Source organism: Glycomyces sp. TRM65418 (assembly GCF_019710475.1).
Classification (GTDB): Bacteria; Actinomycetota; Actinomycetes; order Mycobacteriales; family Micromonosporaceae; genus Glycomyces.
The window spans coordinates 133930-154911 of record NZ_JAJFAX010000001.1; the positions used below are offsets into that span (position 1 = coordinate 133930).

Sequence of the window (20982 nt, forward strand, 5' to 3'; positions counted from 1 at the left end):
ACCGCATCGCCCTCAGTCGCTCCGCGGTCACCTCACCGATCACCAGCGCGATCCTTAACCGGCCCAGCTCGAAAACCGCTCCGCTACCACGCCCGCGCTGCCGGAGCCGCCCCTCGTCCACCCTCGGACCGGTGATAACAGCATCTTGATTGCGGTGTGTATATCAACGAAAACAGTGTAGTGTTATCTCTGATAACAGAGGAGTTGCTATGAGCATTACCAGATGGGCCGCGATCGGAGTATCGGCCGTGTTCGCGCTCGCCGCCTGCACATCGCCGTCGGAGCCGACGCCGAGCTACAGCCCGAGCGGCGGAACCGACGCGGGTCAGGATGCGGCGGTACTGGCCTCGCCCGGCGAGCCGGTCGAGTTGACGAACGGGCTCGACTCGCCGTGGGGCCTGGCGTTCCTGCCGGACGGCTCGGCGTTGGTCTCATCCAGGTTGAGCGGAGAGATCCGACGCCTCCCGGCCGAGGGCGGAGAGGCCGAGTTGGTCGGGGTCGTCCCGGACGTCGAGACGAGCGCCGAGGGCGGCCTGCTCGGTCTGGCGACCTCGCCGGACTTCGGGACCGACCGGACCGTGTTCGCCTACGTATCCGCCTCGCCGACGAACCGAGTCGTGGCCCTGCGGATCGGCGAGGACTTCGAGTCGGTCACCGAGGAGCGGATCCTGCTCGAGGGCATCGAGACGGCAGACCGCCACCACGGCGGCCGCCTGCGCATCGGTCCGGACGGGCACCTGTGGATCGGCACCGGCGACGCCTTCGAACCCGAGAACGCCGCCGACGAGGACTCGCTGAACGGCAAGATCCTGCGCATCGCGCTCGACGGCTCAATTCCCGAGGACAACCCGTCCGGCACGGCGATCTACTCCAGCGGGCACCGCAACGTCCAGGGCATCACCTTCGGTCCGGACGGCACCGTCTACGCCTCCGAGCTGGGCCACCGCACCTGGGACGAGGTGAACGTCCTGGGGGCCGGCCTCGACTACGGCTGGCCCGAGTCCGAAGGCATCGCCGGCGACACCGGCGAGCCACCGATCTTCACCATCCATCCCGACCAGGCCTCGCCCTCCGGTCTCGCCTACGCCGAAGGATCGCTGTGGATGGGCGCCCTCGGCGGGCAGCGCCTGTGGCAGCTGCCCGTCGACGGCGCCCAGGCGGCCGGAGACCCGATCGAGCACTTCGTCGGTGAATACGGACGCATCCGCACCGTCGAGGTAGCGCCGGACGGCTCACTGTGGATCGTTACCTCCAACACCGACCGTGCCACCTGGGGCGGCACCGAGCCGCGAACCGGCGACGACCGCATCCTCCGCATCGAACTGAACTGATCCGAGCACCTCGAAGACAGCCAGGCTCGGATGCAGGGCCAGATGGCCTACGAGTTCCTATCCGAGGAACCTGAACTGCCGGTCGAGAACCCGCCTGCGTCGCCCACCGACAGGGCCTAAGTTGTCGGTGGTGAGGACGACGCGGAAACGGGCCTTGCCGGAGAGCATCCGGTCGTATCCGGCGCTGATCTCGTCGAGCCCGTAGGTCTCGGTCATCGGCCGCACACCGGTCAGCGCGGCGAACCGCATGGTGTCCTCGACGTCCTTCGCGGTGCCCGACGGGTGCCCGTGGATGGTCCTGCTCGTGGGCAGGATCTGGAAGGGGCTGACCTCGATCGGCTCCGGCGTGGCCCCGACGACGAGCAGTTCGCCGCTCGGGGCGAGCCCGTCGATGGCCGCCGACATGGCCGCCGAGCTCATCGCGGTCGCGAGGACGACCTTGGCGCCGCCGAGCCGCTGCAGTTCCGCGGACACGTCGACCGCGGTGGAGTCGATGTAGTGGTGAGCCCCGAGCCGCCGGGCGAGCTCAGCCTTCCCGTCGCCGCGGGCGATCGCGGCGACCTCGAAGCCCATCTTGTTGGCGAACTGGACTCCGAGGTGGCCCAGACCGCCGATGCCGAGCACCGCGACCAGGTCGCCGGGACGGGCGACGCTGCGGCGCAGGGAGTTGAACGTGGCGACGCCGGCGCAGCCCATGGGAGCCGCATCGACGGCCGACAGGTCCTGGGGGATGCGGGCCAGCGCGCTGACCGGCACGACCGTCGCGTCCGCGTACCCGCCGGAGTAGTGCCAGCCGGGCACCTTCACTTCCGCGCAGTGGATGAAGTCGCCTCCGCGGCACGCGCCGCAGGTGCCGCAGTTGCCGCCGAACCAGCCGACGGCGACCCGCTCGCCGACGGTCCAGCCGTCGACGCCTTCACCCAGCGCGTCGATGCGGCCGGCGATCTCGTGGCCGAACACCGCGGGCCACTCGACCGGGTAGCCGCCGTTGACGAAGTAGTGGTCGGTGTGGCAGACGCCGACCGCTTCGACGGTCAGGCGGACTTCGCCGCGGCCGGGCTCCGGGATCTGGTCGGTGACGAGGCCGAAGGCACCGCCGGCTTCGGCGATCTGGGCGGAACGGATGGTGGACATGGGAACTCCTCTGCGAAGCTGGTCTCGCCGCGGTGATCGGCGGGATGGTTCAAACCTAGGTTCGGCAAGGCTCGGATAGGGCCGTTCCGTTGGCCCTCTGAGCCCTGGGACGCGTCCGCCTAGGATCGCAGTCCCAGGCAGGGGCGGTGAACCGCTGGCATGATGGGAGCATGACGACGGTCAATGGCGAGCTCGCGGACTTCCTGCGCCGGGCTCGGAGCAAAGTGGACCCGGCGACGGCGGGCCTCCCGCACGACGGCCGCATCCGGCGGGTTCCGGGACTGCGCCGAGAAGAGGTGGCGCTGCTGGCCGGCGTGTCGACGGACTACTACACGCGCTTGGAGCAGGGCCGCCGGATCACGCCCTCGGACAGCGTCCTCGACGCGATCGCGCGGGCGCTCGGACTCGACGAGACCGGCCGCGCCCACCTGGGCCATCTGGTCGGCGCCCCGGCGGGCTCGGCCCGGCGCCACAAGCCCACGGTGCAGCGCGTGCGGCCGGGCCTGCACCAACTGCTCGACACCTTGGTGGGCCACCCGGCGCTGATCCTGGGACGGCGGACCGATGTGCTCGCGAGCAACCGACTGGCGCGGGCGCTGTTCGCCGACTTCAACGCGATGCGCCCGACCGAGCGCAACTACGCGCGCTGGATGTTCCTGAGCGACCAGGCGCGGGCCCTGTTCGTGGACTGGGAGGAGCACGCGCGCGCCTGCGTGGAGAACCTGCGCCTCGACCTGGGCACCTACCCGGCCGACGAGCTCGCGCTCGGGCTCATCGCCGAGTTGACCGAGCAGAGCCCGGAGTTTCGCGCCTGGTGGGAGGAGCACGGCGTCTTCCAGCGTACGTTCGGCACCAAGCGACTGCGCCACCCCGTCGTCGGCGAGCTGGCCGTGCAGTACGAGACCTTCACCATGCCCGGCGATCGCGACCAGGCCCTTTTCCTGTACACCACCGAAGCGGGCACGTCCTCGCGTGAGGCGATGGGCCTCTTGGCGAGCTGGGTACTCGCCGAAACCGGTCGGCCGCAGCCGTCGGCTCCGGATTCGGAAGGCTGAACCGTTTCACGGCAACTAGGCAGCATTTGAGAACTGAGGGAGCCTCCAGTTAGTTTTATTGTGGCGCAACGAAACTCAATACTGGAAGCTCTTGGTGTCAAGCGTATCGGTCTACTGTGCTCACCGATGGCCAGTGGCGTCACCTCAGCCGCTGGCTGCCCGCTCCGGCCCCGACCGGCCGCCCGATCACCCGGCCGCGCCGGACGCTGGTCGATGCAACCGCCTGGCGGGTACGCGCCGGGGCTCCCTGGAGGTGCCTCCCGGTCGCCTTCGGCCCCTGGCAGACGGCTACTGGCTGCTCCGCACCTGGCAGACCGCCGGCATCTGGCCCATGATCGTCAAGGCGATCTGGACGTTCCTCGACGCCGCCCGGCGACTGACTTGGACTCTCAATGTCGACTCCACGGATGGTGCGCGCCCACCATTCAGCGGGCGGCGCAGGGTCCCGACCGGTCCCCGGCGAGCCTGAGGGCCCTGCCTTGGGCCGCTCTCGCAGCGGCTCGTCGACATCGCTGAACGTGCCGTCCTCAGCGATGCGGAACGCGCTCGAGGCGCCCTCGTGGAGGGACAGCCAGACGAGGCGGCGGGCGAGGAGGCCGGTGAGGGCGTGCTCGACGTGGAAGCGGCGGAACTCGCCGCCAGCCCAAGTGCGCCCGGTGACCATGGCGGTCTCCAGGCGGGCGACCTGCTCGGCGGCGACGGTCTTGAGTTCCTTGCGGAAGGACTGGAAGCGCTCGTAGGCGTCCGCGGCGAGGACCGCGTCGTACTCGTCGTCGGAGGCCGCGGCGAGAAGCGCGCATCTCGGCGATCACGCCGTTGTCCAAGTCGCGGTCCATGGCCCGGAACTGCTGCCAGGGCGCGGTCGTGAGCGTGAGGTGCTCGATCGGAGGCCGGACGCCCTCGGAGTACCGGTAGCGGATCTGGACGGCGTAGCGCTCGACCGCCGCGGACACGGCCCAGGACAGGCCGTGGGTCTGGAGCCAGGCTTGGAATTCGAGGCGGTTCCACCAGTCGACGGTGTGCGGGCCGACGTAGCGCAGCAGCTCCCCCATCGCCACGCCGCCGCGGGTGTCCGGTTCGCCGGCGACGAAGGCGTGGATCGACTTCTCGAAACGACGGTTGTCCTTCAGATGGAGAAGCTGCGCGAGGAGGTCGGTGTGGATCTCGAGCTGCTCGGCGAGGAGGTCGGGGGCGTCGGGGTCGATCTCGACGGGGTTCCCGAGGCGCTTGCCGCGGTGCGGGAGAAGTTTCGCGGCCCGGGCCGCCGGGAAGTCGAGGTGGTCGTGCGGCGGCGCGGCGTGATCAATCCTGAAGCTCTTTCAAGCGTCCGGTGGGGTGCCGCCCCGAGGAGACGACCGGGACGACACCGCCCGCGATGAGTGGGAAGGCTACGAACGGTCGGTCAGGCGGGCCAGGGAGCCGAGGACCTCGGCGGCGGTGATCTCGTCGGTCTGCTTGGGGAAGGGGCGGTTCGGAGGGTCCTGATCGGACCACCAGTACCGCTCGGCGTCGGTGAGCTGCACGCTCGTGAGCGTCTGCTTCGGGGCCTCGCCGACATCGCCGACCCAGATGCCCGGTTTCAGTGCGGCCGTGACGAAACCGCCGCCGGGCAGCGGGAACGCGATCCCCGGTTCGACGCCGCCGCCCTCGGGCGCGGCCCGCCGCCAGCCGCGCTTGGTCAGCCCGAGGATGCGGCCGGTCTCCACAGTGGCGCCTTCGAAGCGGGCCAGTCGTCCGGTCGCGAGCTCGTCGGCGGTGAACGCCAGGACGGGCCGGGCGAGCTGCTCGAAGGGCTGGAGGATCTCGTGGTCGGCGAACAGCACGGCCCACGCGTCGACCTGGTCCCCCAGGTGGACCGGGTGGGCGACGCGGACGACGGCGTCCGCCGGGAGGTCCACGGTGTCGTCTTCGACGTCGCTGAACGTGCCGTCCTCGGCGATGCGGAAACCGGACCGCGACCCGCCCGATTCGACGGTCCACACCAGGCGGCGTGCGAGGTGGCGGGTGAGCGCGTGCTCGACGAAGAAGCGGTGGAACTCCTCCCGGGTCCAGGCCCGGCCGCTCGCCATCGCTGCTTCGAGACGGGCGATCTGGTCGGCGGCGACGGTGCGCAGCTCCTTCTTCAAGGCGGTGAAGCGTTGGTACGCGTCGCCCGCGAGCTCCGGGTCGTCCTTCGCGCCGGGCTTGGGCAGGGTCTTGCGGGGCTTGCCGTCCTCGTCGGTGACGAAGGGCTTCAGCGCCTCGTCGAACGCTACGGTGAACTTGCGCGGCCCGTAGTCGAGGACGAGCGCGGCCTCCTCGCCGAGTCCGAAGTCCGGCACCAGCCGGTCGGCGAGCTGCTCGCGGTTGAGCCCGAGACTGGCGGCGATGCGGGTGATCTGCTGTCCTGCCTCCTCCTTGAGCGCCTTGAACTTCACGCGGTCGGCGATGACCCGGATCGCGCGCAGGGCCTCCTCCGAGCCGATTGCGCCGAGCACGCCGAGGCCGCTCACGGCCCGCTTGTGCTGCGACTGGCCGGGCCATTCGCGGATCAGCGGCGCCAGCATCCACACCGTCTCGTCCTCGGCGAAGTGCGCGAGCTGGGTGAGGGCCCACGCGTCCTTCGCCGGCGCGCCAACCGAGAGCCACAACTGGAACAATGCGCGGGAGAACCGCGCGAGCGAGGCCCGGTCGCAGGCGTCGGCGACCACGTCGAGCCCCGGGTACGGGTATTCGGGGGTGGCCAGCGCGAGCACGGTCAGCAGGTGCCGCACGGACTCGGCGGGCAGGGCGCGCTCGCCGCCTTCGAGGAGGACCTGAGGGAGCAGCGCCGGTGAGGCCCAGGGCCCGGGCTTGGGGAGCTTGGCACCGCGCGGTTCGAGCAGGTCGCCCGCGAGGAGTTCGGCGACGGCCGCGGCCGCTTCGGGGCCGTACGGTTCGGATTGTGCCGCAACGGCTTCGGCGCCGCGGTGCAGGGCCAGGTGGAGGAGGGCGGTCTCGGCGTACTGCCGGCGCTTCCGTTCGGCGCCGAGGGCGTCGGGGACGAGGTAGGGGACGGCGGCGAGGCCGTGCCGTGCGAACCACTGCGCGGTGGAGATGCGGGCGGACTTGAGCCGGTCGAGGCGCTCGGCGGCGAGGCGGGCGGCTCCGAGGCTCAAGATCGGGCCGGGGAGGAGCAGGAAGGTGCCGTCCTTCGCGGCGGAGGCGAGGGCGCGGTCGATGACGCGCTCGCCGTAGCGGGCCAGGATGCGCAGGAGGGTGAGCTCGGAGCCGGCGTAGCCGCGGGCGAGCCAGCCGTCGAGGTACCGCTCGGCCTGCGCGGGGTCGCCGTAGGCGAGGAAGGACTCGATGCCCCAGTTGTCCGGGGCGATCTCGGCGGCCGGGTCCTGGAGTTCCTTCCAGTAGTACTCGTAGTGGTGGGCGTAGGGGTCGGTCAGTGCCGCCCATTCGTCCTGTTCGCCTTCGGCCCAGAGCAGCCGCACGTCCTCGGGCGGGACGAGGCCGTGGATGACGACGGGCCTGGCCTTGGCGCGCTTACGGGTCCATGGAGGACGGACCAGGAGCGGCGGGAGGTCGGCTGGGTCGGCTTCGGAGGCGCGGCCGTGCTCGGCGAGGAGGCTCTCGACGGCGTCGCGCTCGGGTCCGGTGAGGCGGGCGCGGTGGGCCTGGGGGACGGCGGCGGCGAGCGCGATGAGCCGGAACCGGGCGTCGCCGGTGGTGCCGTCGGCGTGTTCGAGGACGGTGCGGAGTGCGCGCAGGGGGAAGCGCTCGGCGGCCTCGGTGGCGGGTTCGAACACGTGGGGTCGGCCGAGGTGCTTGACGAGGTAGTGCATGGCCTGGTCGGCGGGGAGGGCGGCGATGGCCTTGTAGATCAGCTTGCGGGTCTCGGTGGAGTAGGCGTCGGTCGAGTCGGCGGCCGCGGTCAGCATGGGGAGGGCGGCGGGGCCGACGGCTTCGAGGATCCCGGCGAGGGAGCGGGCGTCGAGGTGGTAGTCGGACAGCATGCCGATGCCGGCGGCGTCGAACTGCGCCGGGCTGCTGAGGGACTGCACGATGAGAGGGTCGGTCCAGCCGTGGCTGCGCAGCCGCGCGTACTCGGGCATGGCCTCGTCGACCCAGGCGGTCTCGTCGGGGAGGAGGAGCGCGGCGTTGATGCGCTTCAGCGGGGTGTCGCGGACGGCGGCCGCGGCGGCGACGACCTCGGCGTAGGCGTCGTCGGCGAGGTCGGCGGTCAGCGAGCGGACCGCGGCGATGCCGCCCTGGTGGTACTCGTGCACGTGCATGCTCATGTAGTCGAAGCGGTTCGGCACGAGGACGCGGTTATCGTAGCCGTTGCCGTTACCGCTGGCCTCGTGGTGGAACGCGAGCCGCTCGACGGCGGCGGCGACGGCGAAGGGGAGGCCGTGCAGCGCGGTCCAGGCGTCGAGTTCGGGTCGAAGCCAGGAGGAGTGGGTCCGGACCCACTCCTCGCACATGAGCGCGGCGACGACGGCCGCGCCCTGCGGGTCGGGCTCGCCGGCGATGAACGCCTCGGCGGCGCCGACGTAGGCGGCGTTCTCCGCGCGTTCGAGCGCGAGTCGGACCTTGGGGGCGCGGCCTTCGACCTTCCGCTGCAGCTCCACCGCGGCCTCGGGGTCGAACTCGACCGGTTTGCCGGTGCGGCGGCCGCGCCGCGACAGCAGCCGGGCACCCCAACCGGTGGGCAGCTGGAGCTGGTCTTCTCGGGGTGCAACGTGTTCAGTCATGCGTGTCCTTCAGAGGCGACCGGGTTGAGTGGCCCGAGAGTAGAGCCCCGGTGCGACACAGTTTTGTCGAACAACGCACAGTCACTCGATGACATCAACGTTCCGGAAGGAAGCGTTCGGCGCGTGCGCAGCGCTCCGACTGACCCATGACCGCTGCCAGGCGAGACATCGACACCGCTCGCATGCGCTCAGGCGGCTGAAGCCGCCGCACAAGGATCAGGTGGTGCGAGCGGCGTCGGTGACGCCTTCGCGGCTGTCGCCGTAGCGGGGCGGCTTCGGGGCGACGGTTCCGCCGGGGGTATGCGAGCGTCCAGGTGAGTCGGTAGGCGATGCGGCCTATGGCGAAAACGGGCCCCGGGCCGGAGTACGCGGTGCCGTTGAAGAACACATGGTCTCGGCCCGAGTGCACGGGATCGGGGACGACGGTGGACTTCCAGACGCCGATCTGGTGCCATGGCGTGCCGTCAGTGCTGCTGAGGAGCTGGATCTCGGCGGTCCGCAAGCACCGGACCGACCGGAACCGGCTGGCGCTCTACGTCGCACCCGGGTTGCAAAGGCGGTGAGGAGCGGAGCCGCAGCCTCGGTGGCGAGCGACCGCTGCTGCCTGCACGCCTACCAAGCATGGGCGCCGGACGCGCATGCGGGCACCGACGGCTGGAAGGAAGTCAGCCGGATGAAGCAAGAGGCGGAACGGACGTGGCGAGACCATGGCCGCCGCTGACGACTGGTATCCCCTTCCGCGCCTTGAGGACGTACTAAACGACGACAGCGGCCGCGTCGTCCTCGGGCTCGACTTCGGCGGCGTCGTGAACTGCGACCGGCCGCGCTGGCCCGACAAGCCGCGGAAGAAGCACGTACGCACGTCCGTCGGCGAGTACCTGATCACATGGTCACCGGGCTTGCGAGACGAGCTGAAGGCTCTGGCGCAGCACCCGCGTGTGCAGATCGGCTCACGAAGCTTCGGACTCCGAGCGTGCGCTCGGCCGTCTCGCGGCCACGATTTCGTTGCACCAGCCGATCGTGACGACCGAAGTGCTGAGTGCGTTCGATCCCTGGACCGCTCGAGCAGTCATGGGGGCGCTCGCCGCCCTGGCGGGATCCAGCGCCTTGGAGGACCACATCGGGTTGTGGAAGCCGGCCGACCCGCCGCCATCGCGACCGGGCAGCTATTGGCTTGGACCTGAACCGAAACGGCCGTTCAAGCCTGTCCCGAATCTCGCCGGTCGAGGTACTCGTAGGTAGCCCGAACGGGTGTTGGGGGGCGTGGCATGGGGCAACTGATTTCGCTCGGGTTTGATCGGGACGAGCGGGAGTTCTTCGCTCGGACACTCGAGCAGTGCGAGGGCCCGCTCAAGTCACCGATGCCTTGGCGGTGTTCATCGGCTTCACGGATGCGAGCGACATGGTCAAGCGCTGCTACGGCATAGCCGACCGGGTCCGTCGAGACGGCCGCATCGAGGATGCCGACCTCAAACGGGGCCAGCTCGCGTGCGAGATCCTGTTCAGCAGCGACATCTACGGCTCTGGCCTGGACCGGGTAGCGACCACCGGACTCGACGATGCCGACGCGATTGGGCTGCTGAGACGCATCCAGGTCAAGATGCTGAACCTGCGTTACTGAACCCCTCACCTGCCAACTAGCCACCATGATTCCGTTGGCGTGCTTGTACTTACGATGCGGCAGCGGGTGTGGTGAGGGTGTCTGAGGAGATCTGGATCGAACCGTTCTCGGGGCTGCGGCCCAGGGTGTTCGCTCGGTTGGTGCGCGAGCTGGAGCGCGAAGGCGCCGACGCTGCTGGGCCGGGCCGTCCCCGGAACCTGTCGCTGGCCGACCGGGTGCTCCTGGTCGCCGCCTACTGGCGCACCAACCTGACCATGCGCCAGCTCGCGCCGCTGTTCGGGATCTCGAAGTCGGCTGCCGACCGCATCATCGACGACCTCGGCCCCAAACTCGCCTTGCGGCCGCGCAGGCGCTTCGCGCCAGGCACGGTCCTCATCGTCGACGGCACGCTCGTCCCCGCCCGCGATCGGGCGATCGCCGTTTCCAGCAAAAATTACCGGTACTCGACCAACCACCAGGTTGTCATCGACGCTGATACACAACTGGTCGTCGCCCTCGGCACGCCGCTGCCGGGCAACCGCAACGACTGCAAAGCGTTCGGCGAGTCCGGCGCCGAGCACGCCTGCCGCAACGTCGACGTCATCGGCGACGGCGGCTACATCGCCACTTCCGCGATCATTCCGCACCGCCGCCGACCAGGTGAAGCACTGGTCAGCGGCGGTTTTGTCATGTGCGGCTCTGCGCGGCCGTCGGACGCTCTTGCGCGGTTATCTGTGGACGAGACGTGGACGGGAATCGGACCTGGTCTCGGTCTTCCGAACGACACAGGACGACCTGGGTCCGCGTGATCTGTACCGACTCCGACCATCTCAACCAAGGGTTCGCGACAAGTTTGGTCCGAGGCGGGCGGCAGCAGGTTTCGGCCGTGCGGGACGCGGATCGCGCTCGAGTTGCGACGGGCATGCCCTCGACGCACTCGACGGTGGCGACTAGTGATGGTGCGCCGGGATGCCCCGCTGCATCTTCTTGCGGCGCTCGTACGCACTGGCTCGCCATCTCGACGACTTCGCCGCCTCCTCGGCAACGCTCTGGAAGAGGAACAAGCGCGCCGTCTCGTGGGCTCCGGCAGTAGATGAAGTACCAGGCCAAGGCCGCCGACCCGTCTTCGCCGGCCGCGGCTGCGCCATCGTCGCGATGATTTCCCGCGGCCAAAAGTAGAATGGCGATCGTGACACCTCCTCGCAAGCGCCGGGCGATCATCCTCTTCGGCGCCATCGGTCTCGCAGGCCTCGTCGGAGCAGCGTTCCTCCTCGCCCCCAACCAGATCACTGAGGCTCACCCCGGCACCTGCGTGTCCCGGTATCTTGGCGGCAAATACCTCATGGTCGACTCCTGCGATTCGATGTTCGCCACGTACGCCGTCATCACGTCAAACCCCGTCCCAGAATCGATGAACGACTCCGCCGACTGGGAGGAGCGCTACTGCGAAGAGCGCGTCGACGGCTGGTCGACCTACAGCGTCGCCGAAGCCGACGGTGAGGACCACATCGTCTGCCTGGGCAGGGCGAACCATTAGCCCGAGCAGCTGCAACGTCGTCGTCACTGAAGCCCCTGGCGTTCACCGCCGCCTCGGAGCGTGCGGCGAAGCGGATGTCGAATGAGGGGCGGATGAACTCGCCGAACTGCTGGGACACCTCGATGCCGCCTGACGCCGAGACGACCGCCGAACACGTCTTCGTCGCACTCTCGGACGCGACTCGGGGCGCCGTCCAGGCCGATCCGGCGTCCCTGTCACCGAATTCGCCGGCCAGTCGCCGGTCGGACCATCGCCATGAAGCTCCTGAAAGCACAGTTCGAGCAGACCATGGGCTTCTACCGAGACGCAGCTAGGACGGGGCCTCGGTCGTCGTGCAGTCCGCACCTCATGCGGCGCTCCGATCGAAGAGCGCCGGAACAAGGCCACCGGGGCCTGCTCGCCGCACTCCTCATCGTCCCCGGGAGCGTCTCGGCAGCGGGATCGGGAGGTCCCCTGGTGCACAGTGGTCTCCGGGAGGCGTCCGGTGCGGTCGCCGTCTGTCGCTCCATTTGGGGCGGATGTGGATCCTGCTGCCGAAGTGATGCGAATTGATTCCGACTCTTCTTGAACCCCAGCAGAAATGGCGGAGAACTTCATCCACTTTGCGGTGGCATTGATCAGGCGATTCATCGTCCGCGCGCAATGCGGAACGCAATGACCCTTGACACACCGTGACCGACCGAGTCACTATTGTCCCGACAGGAAACCCTCATGCGGCCAATCGGAATACACCTCTGGCCAGCCGCAGTAGACCGAATCACGAAAGGAAACTCCCGCTCTCAGTCGGCCGCAGAATGATCTTGGCCGCGGCGTGCCCCGCTCTTGCGCGTCGCGCGGGGTCACCGTACCCGCCAGACAGATACGGCCGAAAGGCCTTCGAGCTGACACGCGGGCATTCCAGCATGCCGTGGGCCGACCGTCATCCGACTCACCCGCTCACCGAAGAGGAACTGGATGATATTCCAAGAAGCCTTTGACATCGTCAGCGACGACATATTCCTCGAACTGCGACACTATGTTCCGGGATCAACCGTCTACCTCAAACTCGAAGGACTCAACCCCGCCGGCTCGATCAAGATCAAACCCGCCATCGCGATGGTCGAGGAGGCCGAGAAACAAGGCCGACTGCGGGAGAACTCGCGCGTCATAGAGTCCTCATCGGGCAACCTCGGCATTGCCTTGAGCACCGTGTGCGCTGCCAAGGGCTACCGACTCACCATCGTCACCGACGCCAACACGCAGGAACCGGCGCTGCGCGCGATGGCCGCTCTGGGCACCGAGCTCGTGGTCATCGACCGGCCCGACGCCCGAGGCGGCTTCCTCCACCAGCGCATCGAATACATCACCGCGGCACTGCGCGACGATCCGGAACTGGTGTGGCTCAACCAGTACGCAAGCCCCGCCAACCCCCGCGCCCATACCGAGACCACCGCGCGGAGCCTGCACGAGCACCTCGGCGACATCGACGTCCTCGTCGTCGGCACGGGAACCTCGGGAACGCTCATGGGGTGCCTGGAATACCGCCGCCGATACGGCCTGCGGCACCGGGTGGTCGCCGTCGACGCCGTCGGCTCGGTCACCTTCGGCGGCCCGCCCCGGCGCCGCTACATCCCCGGATTGGGCGCCAGCCGCCGACCGGAGGTCTACACCGACGCGGAGGACTTCGAGAAACTCCTGGTCGAGGAGGCCGACACGGTCGCCGAATGCCGGGCCGTCGCCCGCCGCTACGGACTGCTCGTCGGCGGCTCGACCGGCAGCGTCCTCTTCGCGGTCCGCCGCATCGGCGCCGAGCTGCCGCACGGCTCGCGCATCGCGGCGATCTCGCCCGACCTCGGCGAGAAGTACCTGTCCACGGTCTACTCCGACGAGTGGGTCGCCTCCCATCCCACACTGCAGACGAACAACGGAGCCGTCCATGTCTGACTTCCACGTCGTACCAGGTCCCGCCGTCGCCGCGATCATCGCCGAGGACCCGGCACGGCTGCGGCGCATCGCCATCGACACCTACCGCACGCACGAGCAGGGCCGCACCGTCAACCCCGACAGCTACTTCCTCCGGTTCCCCGACCGGCCCGACAGCCGCGTCATCGCCCTGCCGGCCTATCACGGCGGCGAGGTCGACCGCATCGGCGTCAAATGGATCTCCAGCTTCCCGGCCAACCTCCAGGCGGGCCTGCCGCGCGCTTCGGCGGTGCTCATCCTCAACGACTACGAGACCGGCCGTCCCATCGCGTGTTTGGAAGCCGCCGGGATCAGCGCCGCTCGGACCGCCGCCTCCGCGGCAGTGGCGGCCGAAGCCCTCGGCGGCTCCGGGCCGCGGTCGGTGTCCGTCGTCGGCGCGGGCCCCATCGCACGCGCCGTGCTCGCCCAGATCGCCGACACCGGCATCGACATCACCGAACTGAGCTGCTTCGACCTCGACCGCGAGCGGGCGCTCTCACTGCTCGACGACGCCGCCGAGATCACCGACGCGGCTCGCCGACCGGCCCGCGACCTGGCGGACGCCTGCACGAGCGACCTCGTCGTCTTCGCGACCACCGCCGCCAAGCCGTACGTCCCGGCCGACACCCCGTTCCGTCCCGGCCAGCTCCTGCTCAACGTCTCGCTGCGCGATCTCGCGCCCGAGACGATCCTGCAGGCGGCCAACTTCGTCGACGACGTCGACCACTGCCTGAAAGCCGACACCTCGCCGCACCTAGCCGAACAGCTCACCGGTGGACGCGAGTTCATCACCGGCACCATCGGCGCGGTGCTCGCAGGGGACGTCGAACCCGTCGGCGACCGCCCGATCATCTTCTCCCCCTTCGGGCTGGGCGTCCTCGACATCGCCGTCGGCTCCCACGTGCTCGACGAAGCCGTGCGGCGGGGAACCGCCGTCCCGATTCCCTCCTTCTTCGCGTAGACCAGAAAGGACTTCCATGTCCGGCGACATCGTTCTCGACACCGGGGCGGCCCAGCAGGCCCGCAGCGTGCTCGGCGGCAAGCTCTCCGTCCCCGCGGGGGAAACCGTCGAACGCCTCTACCGGCAGTACTTCCCGCCCGTGCCCGACTTCGAGGGACTGCCAGGGCCCTTGGAGGCCTTCCTGCACGACGGCCCGCAAGCGCGCGACCAGCGCCTCGCCGCCCTCCGCGGCGACCGCGAAGCGCACGGCCGCTTCCTGCACGAGTCCCTCGGTGAGCTCTACCCCAACGTCTTCGGCTACCGGGACAGCCCTTGCGCCGAAACCGCCGACGACGACCTCGAGGTCGCCATGTTCTCGGCCCGCGTCCGGCTCGAGCGCGAATACCTGGAGCACTGGCTGCCGTTCCCCGACGTCCCGCGATTCGACGATCAGCGAGATGCCGCCGACCATCTCGACGAGCTCGCCGAGACCAACCCGGGCGTGCACCACCCGCTGTTCGACTACCTCGCCACCGAGGCCCCGATCGAACACCTGGAGATGTTCCTTCGCGGCGAGACGATCCGCAACGAGATCGTCGACGACGAGGTGGCGCTGCTGACCGTGGGCCTCCAAGGCACGCAGAAGGCCGTGGTCGCAGCGAATCTGTGGGACGAATGCGGACGCGGGAAGCTCGAGAACTTCCACACCTTCTGGCTGCGGCGACTCATCGACGCGTCGCCGGGCGGCTGGGACGGCTTCGCCGAGTACCGGACCGGCCATCCGTGGTTCGCCAAGATCACCTCCAACACCAACGCGATGCTCCTGTCGCGCCCGGCCTACGTGCAGCAGGCGTACGGCTGCTTCCTGGTCTTCGAGAGCTGGGTCGCTCCCCACTTCGTCAACCTCCTGGCGGCCATGGACCGGCTCGGCGTCCATGATGACGACCGGCGCATCTACTTCGCGGCGCACGTCGCGGTCGACCCGCGCCACGCACAAGAACTCGCCGACGGCCTCCGGTTCCAGCGTCCGGAGCCGACTCCCGGCGAACTCCACCGCGTCGTGCAGGGCGCGCACCTTGCAGCGGAGGCCGGTCGCCTTCAGTACGATTACTGGCTGTCCCACTTCACCGGCGAAACGGCGGCCTAGCTCCATGATCACGCTGGCGGCGGTCTCACCGCTCCTCTTCGCCCTTGCCGCCACCGCCGTCTTCCGCCGCCCCGCGCACCTGGCCGCGGTCCTCGGCGTGGCGGTGACCGCCGCCGTAGTCGTGCTGGTGCCGCACTTCGGCGCAGCGGCGGGCGAGCTCGGGCGGGCGATGGCCGCCGCCGGCCTCATCACGTTGAGCGCCGCGGTCGTGATCGGTCCCGGCCTCTACCTCAACCAGCAGCTCACCGAGCGGAAGGTCCACACTAGACTGGTGCAGTGGACCGAGACGCTGCCGCTCGACGCCCCGCGCAAGTCCGCGCTGATCGTGGTCGGCCTCGCTCCGGCACTGGAGTCGATGACCGGATTCGGCGTGTCCCTGCTGGTGACCGTCCCACTGCTGATGGCGGTGACCGACCGACCGAAGGCATTGCGTCAATCGCTGCTGAGCATGAACATCATGCCCTGGGGCACCCTCGGGCTCGCCACGTTGGTGGGCGCCGCGCTCGCAGGGCGTTCGACGACGGACCTCGCGCTGGGCACGGCCGTGGTCAGCGCCGCGGTGTTCCCGCTCTTCGGAGCGCTCTCGGCCGCCTTGGCCGCCGCGCCGGGCCGCCGCTGGACCGCCGCCGTCTCCGGCGGACTGCTCGGGGCGGTCTTCTCGGCGTTCCTCGTGGCCTTCAACTGGCTGGGCATCGTGGAGCTGGCCGGAGTGCTGGCGGGATTGACCGCCGTGGTCCTGGGCCTGCTGATCTTCGCCGGCGGCCGTCCGGTCACCCTGCCGCCCTGGGAGGTGGTGCGGCCCTATGCGATCGTGTTCGCGCTCGTGGCGCTGATACGGTTCGCACCGCTCGTCGGCGTCCCCGTGGAGCGGGCCGCCGTCGCCGCGGGCGACGTCTCGTTCAACCCGCTCAGCTCGCCCGGGCTGGCCCTGATGGCGGCCGTGCTGATCCTGGGAAGGTCCCGCTTCGAGCGACCCCTGCTCGCCGCGGCGGGTTCGCGCGCGTGGAAACCGATCCTGGCCCTGGGGGGCTTCACCGTGATGGCCCAGCTCATGCTCGCCGGCGGCATGGTGCAGGCCATCAGCGAAGCGCTGCCGGTCGAGACGGCGCTGGGATTCGTCTTCCTGTCGGTCCTGGTCGGCATGGCCTCGGGCTACCTGACCGGTTCGGGCGTGGGCGGCAACGCACTGATGATGCCGATGCAATCGGGCATCGGCCAGGACCTCGGCGATCCGCTCCTGTTCTCCGCGATCCAGAACTCGGCGGCAGGCCACACCGTCTTCGCGTCGATGCCGATCGTCCTCCTGGTCCTCGCCATAGCCGGAGGCGCCGAGCGAGGAGAGGACACCAAGCTGATCCGCTTCAGCCTGCTGACGGCGGTGCCCGTCTACGCCGCGCTCACACTCGGCGCTTTGACCTTGTACGGCTTGGTCGACTGAACGGGCGTCCCCGCCCTCACCGCCGAATTGATCCGACGCCGCGGCCTGCATCGGCTCGCCGAAGCGGTCATCGTCGCCCCGACGCCCTCGACGCGCTCGTGGGGACGACCATGGGATGGCGCCCACTCACTGGCGACGGCGTCGAGATCTCCACCCCCGCCCTGCCGGTGACCAAGTGACGAGCCGAACGACCACCGAAGGCCCACACGGTCAAGATGATCAGCGCCGTCACGAGACGCCGGCCGCTCCGAGAACGCCATGCACGTACTGTTGTCGGCCTCGGCCTCCACGGCCTGCTGCGACCTGTTCGCTCTGCCGGGCCGCACCGAGACGTTCGGCCCCGACTGGCCGGGCGGAGGACTTTGAGGACCATTGGTTTTGATCTGGTCCGATACACTCGTTCGAGATGGGTCAGGACGTTCTCCGCCTGTCACAAGTTGAACCAGAAGTTTCTCGCGCCCCACTGCGCCCATGAACCACAGCCGATGGTCGATGCACAATTCAACCGAAAAACAGGTCAATTCCCTGCTGCACTGAGACGCAAACCCGTCACAAGGCGAACTGAGAACCGGCACCTCCAGCTAAGGAACGACACCCGCATGAAACGTATCGTTGGGCGAGACTCCGAACTGGCGCAGTTGCGCGAGATTTCCACCGCGTTGCTGGAGGGAGAGGGACGTTGCCTGGTCATCGAGGGGCCTCCCGGGATCGGCAAGAGCCTCATGCTCTCGGTGGCGGTTGAGCAGGCGGTCAACAGCGGCATCACCGTCGCGGCGGGCATGGCCACTGCAATCGACCGGGCCGCGCCATTGACCACGCTGCTGACTTCGCTTCGCTCCTGCGACCCTCCGATCTTGGAGGAATTGGCGAGCATCGGCGGCCCCGACACCAACCGGTTCCTGCTGGTCGATCAATTGGGCGCAGTGATCGAGTCGTATGCGCGAGAACATCCCCTCCTCATCACAATTGATGATCTTCAATGGGCGGATGAATTGACGGTGCTCGCCCTGCGTGTGCTCATCCCCCAGTTGTCCGGCTCTCCGGTGTCGTGGATCTTCGCCAAGCGCGACCTCCCCGTGGAGACCCCTGGGCAGCGCCTCGTCCTGTACCTCGCCGAGGGTTCGGCCGGTCGGATGACCTTGGACTCGCTGTCCGAAGACGCCACCGCGGTCTTCTGCCGCCAGTTCCTCGGCGCCCGGCCCAGCGACGCGCTGCTGGCGATGGCCAACCGCTGCGGCGGCAACCCCTTCCTGCTGCGGCAACTGCTCGGCAGCGTCCGATCCGACGGCGGCATCCGAGTCGACGGCTCGCAGGCCAAGCTGATCACCGACGACGTGCCCGACAGCTTCACCCGCATCCTGGACACCCGGCTCGGGGAACTGTCGACGGACGCAAGGCGGCTGGTGGAGGTCGGGGCCGTCCTGAGCAGACCCTTCGACATTTTCGAGATCTCCCGGTTCCTGGGCATGGACTCCACGGAGGTGGTGCCGCTGGTGGCCGAGACCGAGCGGACCGACGTGCTGGTGGCGCACGGCTCGGAGCTCACCTTCCGCCACGAGCTCATCCGGGAGGCGGTCTACCGCCGCATATCGGCGCCGGTCAGGGAGATCCTGCACCGCCAGAGCGCCGAGGTGCTGCGCACCGAGGGCAGGTCTCCTGCCGAGATCATCGACCACCTCATCCGCAGCGGGCGCGGCGGCACCTCTCAGGCCGTGGAGATCGCCTTCCAGACCGTCGACCAGATCGCCATGACCGCCCCGGGCCATGCGGCCGACATACTGTGTCAAGTGCTGAAACTGCTCGACGAGGACCACACCGAACGGCCCGCCATCGCGGTGGAGGCGGTCAGGCTGCTGGCCTCGGTCGGACGGCTGCGGCAGGCCCGCGAACTGGGCGAATCGATGCTGCGCCCTGGGCTGCCGGTCACCGTCGAGGCGGCCATCCTGCTGGGGCTGGCCGAGGCGCTCAAGCACGCGGGGCAGGATCTGGCCGTGGTCGACTACACCGGCCGCGCTTTGGAAAAGGCCGGCCTGACGACGGCGAAGGCCGCCAAGCTCCACGCGATCCGGGCCCACGCGATGCTCAACGCCGGATGCATCGACGACGTCGAGGAGATCGCCGGCAAGGGCGTCCTCCTGTCGACTGAGGCCGACGCTCACGGCGCCCACGTGTTCTGCCTGACGGCCCTGATCACCGTGGAGCAGGCGAAGGGCAACCTGGCGGCGGCGCTCAGCCAGGCCCACGAGGCCGTCCGGGTCGCCGACAGCCACGGCGGCGAGTCCGTCCACTGGCACCCGCGTCTCTGGCTGGGGCAGGCGCTGATGATGGTCGACCGGATCACCGAGGCCAATTCCGTACTGGAGCTGGCCTGCAGCGAGACCGAGCAGCTGGGCACCGCCTGGGCTCAGCCGCTGTACTACTACCTGCAGGCCGAGCTGTGGATGGCGCGCGGCCGACTCGCGGACGCGAAGGCCGAAGCCGAGGCGGGGTTGTTCAGGGCCGAGCAGATGACCGCGTACGCGCTCAGCGTGCCGTTGCTGAGCACCCTGATCAAAGTGGCGGTCCGCGAGGGCGACATGCAGCAGGCCTGGCGACTGCTGGACGACGCCAGGAAACTGGTGGACGACGGCATAGGCTCCCGGATGGAGGACTACCCCCTGGCCGCGGCCATGGCCCATGACGCCGACGGCTGCCCCGAGACGGCCATGGCGGAGGTGTCGGTGCTCTATGAGGCGATTCCGAAGCGGCGGCTGGTGCTGACGCAGGACCCTACCGTCGGACCCTTCCTGGTCCGCCTGGCCCTGAAGCGCCGCGACCGGGCCGCCGCCGCGAAGGTGGTCGAGGCGCTGGCCGATCTGGCGCAGCGCAACCCGGAGGTGCGGTCGCTGAGCGGCGCGGCCTTCCACGCGCGCGGCCTGTTCGAGGCGGACGTCGACGCCCTCCGGCGCGCGGTGGAGATCTTCGATTCGGGGCTGCGCGGTCTCGCCGCCGCCGAGTCCTGTGAGGACACCGCGATCGCCGAACTCGACGCCGGACGCCCCGAAGCCGGCCGTGAGCTGCTGGAGGAGGCGAGGCGCCGCTATCTCGACTGCGGGGCCCTCCTCGGCGCAGGCCGGGTCGCCGACAAGCTCAAGTTCCTCGGGGCGCCCGGGCGCCGGACGGGCCGCGGCGCCGCTCCGGGCACGAGGTCGCACGGCTGCCCGCTGACCGAGTCGGAGCTGCGCGTGGCCAGGCTGGTGGCGCAAGGGATGACCAACCGCGAGGTCGGCGTCGCCCTGTTCCTGTCGCGCCACACGGTCGACAGCCACCTGCGGCACGCGTTCACGAAGCTCGGCATCAACAACCGGGTGAGCCTGTCGCGCTGGGTCATGGAGTACGACGCCCTCGGGTCGGCCCAGAAGGCCGAGGCCCGGAACGGCTGACACCGCAGCGGGGCCCGGTGACCGGGCCCCGCTGCGGTGGTGCGCGTATCCGTCGAAAACGGAGGTGAGGAGGCTCGGCGCCTCACACCTCGGTGAACACCCGGCCGTACTCCAGGCGCGGCAGGCGCGAGAACCAGGCGTCCTCGGCGGGCTTGCCGATGTTCACCACGGCCAGCACCCGGTGGTCGTCGGTGAAGAACTCCTCGCGCAGCCCCTCCATGTCGGCTCCGGTCATCGGACCGGCCGCCAGGCCCGCGGCCCGCACGCCCAGGATGAAGTACCCGAGCTGGAGCGCGCCGTTGAGGAACGCGTCCGTCTCGCGGACCTCGCGGTCGGCGAAGACCACGTCCTTGGCCTCGGGGAACACCGGGAACTGCTCGGGCAGGTTCTCGTGGAAGTTGTAGTCAGCGGCCAGGACCACCGACAGCGGCGCCCTGGCCGTCTTGTCCTTGTTGGAGTCCCACATGTGCTTGACCAGCCGTTCGCGCGCCGCGGCCGAGCGCACCAGCAGCGCGCGCAGCGGCTGCTGGTTGAAGGAGGTCGGCGCCCATTTCACCAGGTCGTAGATCGCCTGGATCTGGGCGTCGGAGACCGGTTCGTCGGTGAAGGCGTTGGCGGTGCGGGCCTCCCGGAACAGGAGGTCCTGAGCGGCGGCCTCCAGACGCAGCAGGCCGTCGTTCTCTGCGGTCATGTGGATGTCCTCTCGTGCTCGG

The 20982-nt window shown here is 69.4% G+C and carries 14 protein-coding genes and 2 pseudogenes; 12 read left to right on the forward strand and 4 right to left on the reverse strand.

The features are described 5' to 3' along the window. The first annotated feature begins 209 nt into the window (after window positions 1–209). Window positions 210–1331, forward strand: a complete 1122-nt coding sequence (locus K3N28_RS00580) for a sorbosone dehydrogenase family protein (RefSeq protein WP_228090530.1) — start codon at window positions 210–212, stop codon at window positions 1329–1331. Between the two features lie 57 nt (window positions 1332–1388). Here the strand turns inward: K3N28_RS00580 and K3N28_RS00585 are convergent, their stop codons facing one another. Beyond that, window positions 1389–2465, reverse strand: a complete 1077-nt coding sequence (locus K3N28_RS00585) for an alcohol dehydrogenase catalytic domain-containing protein (protein ID WP_228090531.1) — start codon at window positions 2463–2465, stop codon at window positions 1389–1391. Window positions 2466–2635: 170 nt separating this feature from the next. On the opposite strand from K3N28_RS00585, the gene K3N28_RS00590 reads away from it, so the two are divergent. Next, a complete protein-coding gene (locus K3N28_RS00590; protein WP_228090532.1) occupies window positions 2636–3520 on the forward strand; it encodes a helix-turn-helix domain-containing protein in 885 nt (294 codons plus the stop codon). Between the two features lie 116 nt (window positions 3521–3636). After that, window positions 3637–3855 carry a transposase gene (locus K3N28_RS23435; protein WP_374209635.1) on the forward strand — a complete coding sequence of 73 codons (219 nt, stop codon included), beginning with the start codon at window positions 3637–3639 and terminating at the stop codon, window positions 3853–3855. Between the two features lie 173 nt (window positions 3856–4028). Here K3N28_RS23435 and K3N28_RS23440 read toward each other — a convergent pair. After that, window positions 4029–4271, reverse strand: a pseudogene (locus tag K3N28_RS23440) (DUF4132 domain-containing protein); the annotation flags it as partial. Between the two features lie 235 nt (window positions 4272–4506). Here K3N28_RS23440 and K3N28_RS00595 point away from each other — a divergent pair. Then, on the forward strand, window positions 4507–4899 hold the full coding sequence (locus K3N28_RS00595; RefSeq protein WP_228090533.1) for a hypothetical protein: 393 nt from the start codon (window positions 4507–4509) through the stop codon (window positions 4897–4899). A 9-nt stretch (window positions 4900–4908) separates the two neighbouring features. Here the strand turns inward: K3N28_RS00595 and K3N28_RS00600 are convergent, their stop codons facing one another. Beyond that, window positions 4909–8244, reverse strand: a complete 3336-nt coding sequence (locus K3N28_RS00600; RefSeq protein ID WP_228090534.1) for a DUF4132 domain-containing protein — start codon at window positions 8242–8244, stop codon at window positions 4909–4911. Between the two features lie 1366 nt (window positions 8245–9610). On the opposite strand from K3N28_RS00600, the gene K3N28_RS00605 reads away from it, so the two are divergent. The 8 genes and pseudogenes from K3N28_RS00605 to K3N28_RS00640 all read left to right on the forward strand — a co-directional run bounded on the left by K3N28_RS00605 (window position 9611) and on the right by K3N28_RS00640 (window position 20269). Further along, window positions 9611–9865: a hypothetical protein gene (locus K3N28_RS00605; protein ID WP_228090535.1), complete on the forward strand. Its 255-nt coding sequence runs from the start codon at window positions 9611–9613 to the stop codon at window positions 9863–9865. Between the two features lie 68 nt (window positions 9866–9933). Next, window positions 9934–10509: pseudogene (locus tag K3N28_RS00610) on the forward strand (transposase family protein); the annotation flags it as partial. Between the two features lie 524 nt (window positions 10510–11033). Then, on the forward strand, window positions 11034–11381 hold the full coding sequence (locus tag K3N28_RS00615; RefSeq protein ID WP_228090536.1) for a hypothetical protein: 348 nt from the start codon (window positions 11034–11036) through the stop codon (window positions 11379–11381). Between the two features lie 954 nt (window positions 11382–12335). Then, window positions 12336–13304 (forward strand): 2,3-diaminopropionate biosynthesis protein SbnA, encoded by a 969-nt coding sequence (gene sbnA, locus K3N28_RS00620; RefSeq protein WP_228090537.1) that lies wholly within the window; start codon window positions 12336–12338, stop codon window positions 13302–13304. Beyond that, on the forward strand, window positions 13297–14283 hold the full coding sequence (gene sbnB / locus K3N28_RS00625) for a 2,3-diaminopropionate biosynthesis protein SbnB (protein WP_228090538.1): 987 nt from the start codon (window positions 13297–13299) through the stop codon (window positions 14281–14283). The genes sbnA and sbnB overlap by 8 nt, the downstream gene beginning before the upstream one ends. 16 nt (window positions 14284–14299) lie before the next feature. Beyond that, window positions 14300–15409: an iron-containing redox enzyme family protein gene (locus K3N28_RS00630; protein ID WP_228090539.1), complete on the forward strand. Its 1110-nt coding sequence runs from the start codon at window positions 14300–14302 to the stop codon at window positions 15407–15409. Between the two features lie 4 nt (window positions 15410–15413). Continuing rightward, the gene (locus K3N28_RS00635; protein ID WP_228090540.1) at window positions 15414–16847 is read left to right on the forward strand and encodes an L-lactate permease; all 1434 of its coding nucleotides are present in this window, start codon (window positions 15414–15416) and stop codon (window positions 16845–16847) included. Window positions 16848–17062: 215 nt separating this feature from the next. After that, window positions 17063–20269, forward strand: a complete 3207-nt coding sequence (locus K3N28_RS00640; protein WP_228090541.1) for an AAA family ATPase — start codon at window positions 17063–17065, stop codon at window positions 20267–20269. A gap of 82 nt (window positions 20270–20351) precedes the next feature. Here the strand turns inward: K3N28_RS00640 and K3N28_RS00645 are convergent, their stop codons facing one another. Continuing rightward, window positions 20352–20960, reverse strand: coding sequence for a malonic semialdehyde reductase (locus K3N28_RS00645; protein ID WP_228090542.1), 609 nt, complete (start codon window positions 20958–20960; stop codon window positions 20352–20354). Window positions 20961–20982 lie beyond the last annotated feature (22 nt).